Genomic DNA, 5125 nt, shown 5'->3' with positions numbered 1-5125 from the left:
AAAAAGACTATGTGGAAGTTCTGTCCGGAATAAGGCATAATCTTACACTGGGTAGCCCAATTACTCTGATTATTCCAAATAAAGATTGGGAAAATTGGGAAAAGGTAATGAGTCCTACGATGGAATCAGAGTTTGAGTTTGAAGAAACGGCTATTTCACCGCGACCAGGACATGCAGATTTAGCCGGAGCGATAAAATATGGACACAAAGACCTGCGGAATGTCTTAGAAAGAGCCAGTGCCCGCGAAACTGCGGCCAGGGTTGCCGTAGCCGCTATTGCCAAAACACTTCTGCGTGAATTTAATATCCAGTTACTCAGCCATGTCCTTCAAATAGGAGATGTCCAGGCAAATCTTGAGGAGAAAAATTTTGAGACGCTCAAAGAAAGAGTTTTAATCTCACTTTTACGATGTGCGGATAAAGAGGCAGAAACAGAGATGATTAAATTGATTGAGGAGGCAAAAAAAGAAGGCGATACTGTCGGTGGAATATTTGAAGTTATGGCAATTGGTGTTCCAATTGGTTTAGGGAGTTATTCACAATGGGATAAACGACTTGATGCCCGATTAGCCTGTGCCGTAATGAGTATTCCTGCAATTAAAGGTATAGAAATAGGATTAGGGTTTGAATGTGCGAAAACACCTGGCTCAAAGGTTCATGATGAAATATTTTACAACAAAACCAGAGGTTTTTTCAGAAAGACAAATCATGCGGGTGGATTAGAAGGTGGTGTAACCAATGGCCAACCTATCGTTTTACGGGCAGTGATGAAGCCTATTCCAACTTTAAGAAAACCACTTGCCTCAGTTAATTTCCAGACCAAAGAACCAACTATAGCAAGTTATGAACGCTCAGATGTCTGTGCTGTGCCTTCTGCATCTGTGGTTGGAGAATCCGTCGTGGCTATTGAATTATGTAAAGCCATGCAAGAAAAATTCGGCGGCGATAGCCTGGATGAAATGAAAAAAAATTACCATAATTACATAGAATATGTTAAAAAAATATAAATAAAACTTTTTCTTGAGGATATAGGAAAGTATAATATACCACGAATTTCACGAATTGGACGAATTAAAGGGTGTCTAAGTGTCTGGTAGTCTATGTAACCCAGACACCAGACTACCTGAACGGTACATTATTCTAATAATTAATATTCATTCGTAAAATTCGTTTAATTCGTGGTAAAGTTTTTCTTGACAGAAAAGGAAATTTACGATAAAATATTATGTAGGTGTTTAATACGAATTTTGCAAAGAGAGGAGATTTTTGATGAAAAGAACTTTTCAGCCTTCTAATCGAAAAAAGGCAAGAACACATGGATTTAGGGAAAGAATGAGCACTGTGGGTGGAAGAAAGATTTTAAAAAGAAGACGAGCCAAAGACCGCACCAGATTAACTCCATAAGGCTATGGATTATAAATTTACTAAAAAAGAACGACTACTGCAAACTAAGGATTTTCAAAATGTCTATACCAGCGGAAAAAGGTATCATAGTAAAAACTTGATTCTATTTGTCATCCCCACTTCTAACTCTCTAACAAGAATAGGTTTTTCTATTAGTCGCAAGAAAGTTGGTAAGGCAGTTAAAAGAAATCGTATTAAAAGATTATTACGAGAGGCATATCGATTAAACAAAAATAGCTTGATTGGTGGAGTTGACCTGGTTGTTGTGCTAAAAAACGAATCTGTTGAATTACTTAATTTTAAAGATGTAGAAAGGGAACTGTTAAGTTTATTCAAAAGGGCAGGATTGAATGATAAGAAAAAGCCTACTTTTATTAATTAAGATATATCAACAATATATCTCTATCCTCTTTCTTCCTACCTGTAGATTTTTCCCAAGTTGCTCTCATTATACTTATGAGGCAATTACCAGGTATGGAGTGATGAAAGGGTTATGGCGGGCTGGTTTGAGACTTCTGAAATGTCACCCTTTTCATCCTGGGGGCTACGACCCTGCCTGAAGAATTGGTAACTGGTAACCATTTAAGTAATTACCGTAAGCATTCAGCCACAGAGGCACAGAGTTCACAGAGAATTAAGGAAATTAGTCACATAAGGATACGAATTAACCTGTGATAGCCCATAAATGTAGTGCGAACCTTTAGGTTCGCCTTCTGGCTTGCCAGAAGCGAGGTTAAAACCTCGCACTACAAATCCTTTTGTTGTTCAGGGAGATTTGGGTTCATTCTCGTTAGATAGTAAAACATCTACCGGGATTCATTCGTGATTATATATTCCCTCTGTGTTCTCTGCGGCTCTGTGACTATATCCTGAACGGTTACTAATTACCATTCACCAATTACCAGTTACCAATTACCAATTACCAGTTACCAATTATCAATTACCAGTTACCAGTTACCAATTACCAATTACCAGTTACCAATTACCAATTACCAATTACCAGTTACCAGTTACCAATTACCAATTACCAGTTACCAATTACCAGTTACCATTACCAATTACCAGTTACCAATTACCAATTACCAATTACCAGTTACCAATTACCAAATTAAAGGGAGATAATATCTTATAAATGGAAAAACGATTGTTATTAGCTATTGTCCTGTCTGTTTTAGTCCTTTTCTTGTATAATTTATTTTATTACAATGAGACGGTAAAAAGACAAAATTTAGTTAAAAAGCCAATAAAAAAGGAAAAAATCCTTTCGACTAAATTATTACCGACAAAAACTACGGTTGAAGAAATAGAAAAACATGGACTGAAAATCAAGGAAGAAGAATTATTAATCAGAACAAATTTAACTTCGATAAAATTAAGTCCTGATGGGAAAATTAGCAGCTGGAAATTATTTCAATTCAAAGAGAAAAACACTGACCTTGTAGAATTGGTTAATCCACAGGGTAATCCTCCCTTAACTATTTTATTAGGGAATAATGAACTTATCACGACTAACTTTTCAACATTAGACAATGGGATAAAGGAATTTGTTTATCAGGTTGTAAATATGCCGCAGGTAGAAGTAATTAAACAATTTTCCTTTTACCCTGATTCTTATGCTATAGATGTCCATATAAAGGTCGTAAATAATTCAGAGATTCCTCTGGAAAAGCAAGATTTGTTATTGCAATGGGAAGTTCCTGCCAATCCTCGTTATGCTACTGCCTCTCATTCAACTATTCTTGGTCAAGAGTGTTTCCTGGATGGTAAAATGGAAAAAATTCAACATAAATCTAAAGGATTTTTAGATGGGATGTTGTCTGCAATAGGATTAATTTCCCCTACTCCACCAGAAGATTCTGTCAGGATAAAAGAGGGTAAAATCGGTTGGATAGCTTGCGAGAGTCAATATTTCTTAAATATCTTGCTACCAACTGAATTTGTTGAAAAGGCTATATTTACAAAAAAACTCGATGGCCAATTAATAATGGGTTTAGTCATTCCTGAAGTCCATCTTTTGCCTGGCAAAACTTGCTCTTTTAATTTTAGGGTTTATGGTGGACCCAAGGATATAGATATTCTAAAATCATTAACCTTTGGGGCAGAAAGATTAACAGGAATAGATGTTTTAGCCGGAGTAATCCGTTTTATCTTAAAAAAACTTTATAACCTGACACATAATTATGGAATTGCTATTATTCTTTTAACCTTTATGATTAAAATTTTACTCCATCCATTGACCAGGAAAAATTTTATCATAATGAAAGATATGCAAAAGAAAATGAAGGCACTTCATCCTGAATTAGAGAAATTAAAGGAAAAACATAAAGAAGACAAAGAAACCTTAAATCGTGAGATGATGGAGCTTTATAAAAGATATAAGGTTAATCCCTTAGGTGGCTGTTTGCCAATGCTTTTGCAAATGCCGGTATTTTTTGCCTTATTTAATGCCTTGAAACAGTGTATAGAATTAAGAGGGGCGAATTTTCTTATCTGGCAGGATTTATCTTCACAAGACCCATTTTTTATCCTGCCAATTTTAATGGGGGCAACAATGTTTATCCAGCAAAAAATGACTCCAACAACAGACCCTAATCAGGCTAAAATAGGACAACTGATGACTATATTTTTTACATTTATCTTCTTGAGTTTCCCGGTTGGCTTAGTTTTATACTGGCTGATTCAAAATATACTCACTATCGGTGAGCAATATTTAATTAATAAAGGAATAGAAAAGTAACTGGTAATTGGTAATTGGTAACTGGTAATTGGTAATTGGTAATTGGTAATTGGTAACTGGTAACTGGTAATTGGTAACTGGTAATTGGTAATTGGTAACTGGTAACTAATTACCATTTACCATTCACCATTTACCAATTACCAGAAAATAGGAGGTAAAAATTATGAGATTTGTAGAGGAAACAGGAAAAACGGCAGATGAGGCAATTGAGAAGGCATTGAAAACTTTAGGTGCGGCAAAAGAAGAGGTCAAGATTGAAGTAATGGAGGAAGAAAATAAAGGATTATTTGGTTTTGGAGCATCAAAATTGGTTAAGGTGAAGGTAAGTCTTTTTAAAAACAGTGGAATCGGCGAATTGAGTAAAGAAATATTAAGTCGGATTTTAGAATTAATGGAGATAAAAGCAGAGGTAATTATAAAAGAGACACCGGAAATAGTCAATTTAGAAATTAAAACTGATGATGCGGCTATTCTTATTGGCAAACGAGGACAAACACTTAATGCCCTTCAAGAAATTGTTACTTTGATATCTAATCAGAAAAGTGGCGGAGAACTCAAAAAAAGAATTGTTGTCGATACTGAAGACTACCGTATTAGACGAGCTGATGTCCTGATTGGTTTAGCCAGAAAAACGGCTCAAGAGGTTATTAAAACAAAACAGAAGATTGAATTAGAACCAATGCCGTCCCAGGAACGATATGTTATTCACTCAACATTACAAAATCATCCTCAGGTAAAAACAGAAAGCGTCGGTGAGGGAATAGAACGAAGAGTGGTAATTTCACCTAAATAATGAGTAAATAATTACCTTTTTGGGGACGGTTCCTTTTACTTGATGTTCAAGTTTTTTAAAGGTGTAAAGATTTAACCGCAAAGAGCACAAAGGAAGATTTCGCAAAGGACGCAAAGGAAGGAAAATAAGGTGGTGAACAACCTATTGCTTTGTTAAGTTTGCTTTGCTATGTTTAGAAAGTTATCGGTTAT

Annotated in this window: 8 protein-coding genes and 1 pseudogene; 7 read left to right on the top strand and 2 right to left on the bottom strand. The window is 35.5% G+C overall.

All coding sequences use genetic code 11. The features are described 5' to 3' along the window. The 6 genes from aroC to yidC form a co-directional block, all read left to right on the top strand. Positions 1-1007 (top strand): chorismate synthase (gene aroC / locus AB1414_15195; protein ID MEW6608766.1); only part of this gene is annotated, 1007 nt, incomplete at its 5' end. Between the two features lie 262 nt (positions 1008-1269). After that, positions 1270-1404: a 50S ribosomal protein L34 gene (rpmH, locus tag AB1414_15190; GenBank protein ID MEW6608765.1), complete on the top strand. Its 135-nt coding sequence runs from the start codon at positions 1270-1272 to the stop codon at positions 1402-1404. A gap of 4 nt (positions 1405-1408) precedes the next feature. Further along, the gene (gene rnpA, locus AB1414_15185) at positions 1409-1786 is read left to right on the top strand and encodes a ribonuclease P protein component (protein MEW6608764.1); all 378 of its coding nucleotides are present in this window, start codon (positions 1409-1411) and stop codon (positions 1784-1786) included. Further along, positions 1758-1964: a membrane protein insertion efficiency factor YidD gene (gene yidD / locus AB1414_15180; protein MEW6608763.1), complete on the top strand. Its 207-nt coding sequence runs from the start codon at positions 1758-1760 to the stop codon at positions 1962-1964. Before rnpA ends, yidD begins: the two co-directional genes overlap by 29 nt. Positions 1965-2427: 463 nt before the next feature. After that, a complete protein-coding gene (locus tag AB1414_15175; protein MEW6608762.1) occupies positions 2428-2526 on the top strand; it encodes a hypothetical protein in 99 nt (32 codons plus the stop codon). A 10-nt stretch (positions 2527-2536) separates the two neighbouring features. After that, positions 2537-4141, top strand: a complete 1605-nt coding sequence (gene yidC / locus AB1414_15170; protein ID MEW6608761.1) for a membrane protein insertase YidC — start codon at positions 2537-2539, stop codon at positions 4139-4141. Here the strand turns inward: yidC and AB1414_15165 are convergent. Then, positions 4115-4177 (bottom strand): hypothetical protein, encoded by a 63-nt coding sequence (locus AB1414_15165; GenBank protein MEW6608760.1) that lies wholly within the window; start codon positions 4175-4177, stop codon positions 4115-4117. The genes yidC and AB1414_15165 overlap by 27 nt on opposite strands. Further along, positions 4164-4226, bottom strand: a pseudogene (locus AB1414_15160) (alpha/beta hydrolase). Before AB1414_15160 ends, AB1414_15165 begins: the two are co-directional and overlap by 14 nt. Before the next feature lie 78 nt (positions 4227-4304). Between AB1414_15160 and jag the strand changes: the two are divergent. Beyond that, entirely contained in the window at positions 4305-4934 is a 630-nt protein-coding gene (jag, locus tag AB1414_15155; protein MEW6608759.1) for an RNA-binding cell elongation regulator Jag/EloR, read from the top strand. Positions 4935-5125: the final 191 nt, after the last annotated feature.

The organism is bacterium (assembly GCA_040755795.1).
Taxonomy (GTDB): Bacteria; UBA9089; CG2-30-40-21; order CG2-30-40-21; family SBAY01; genus JBFLXS01.
This window is presented reverse-complemented; position numbering and strand designations above follow the sequence as displayed.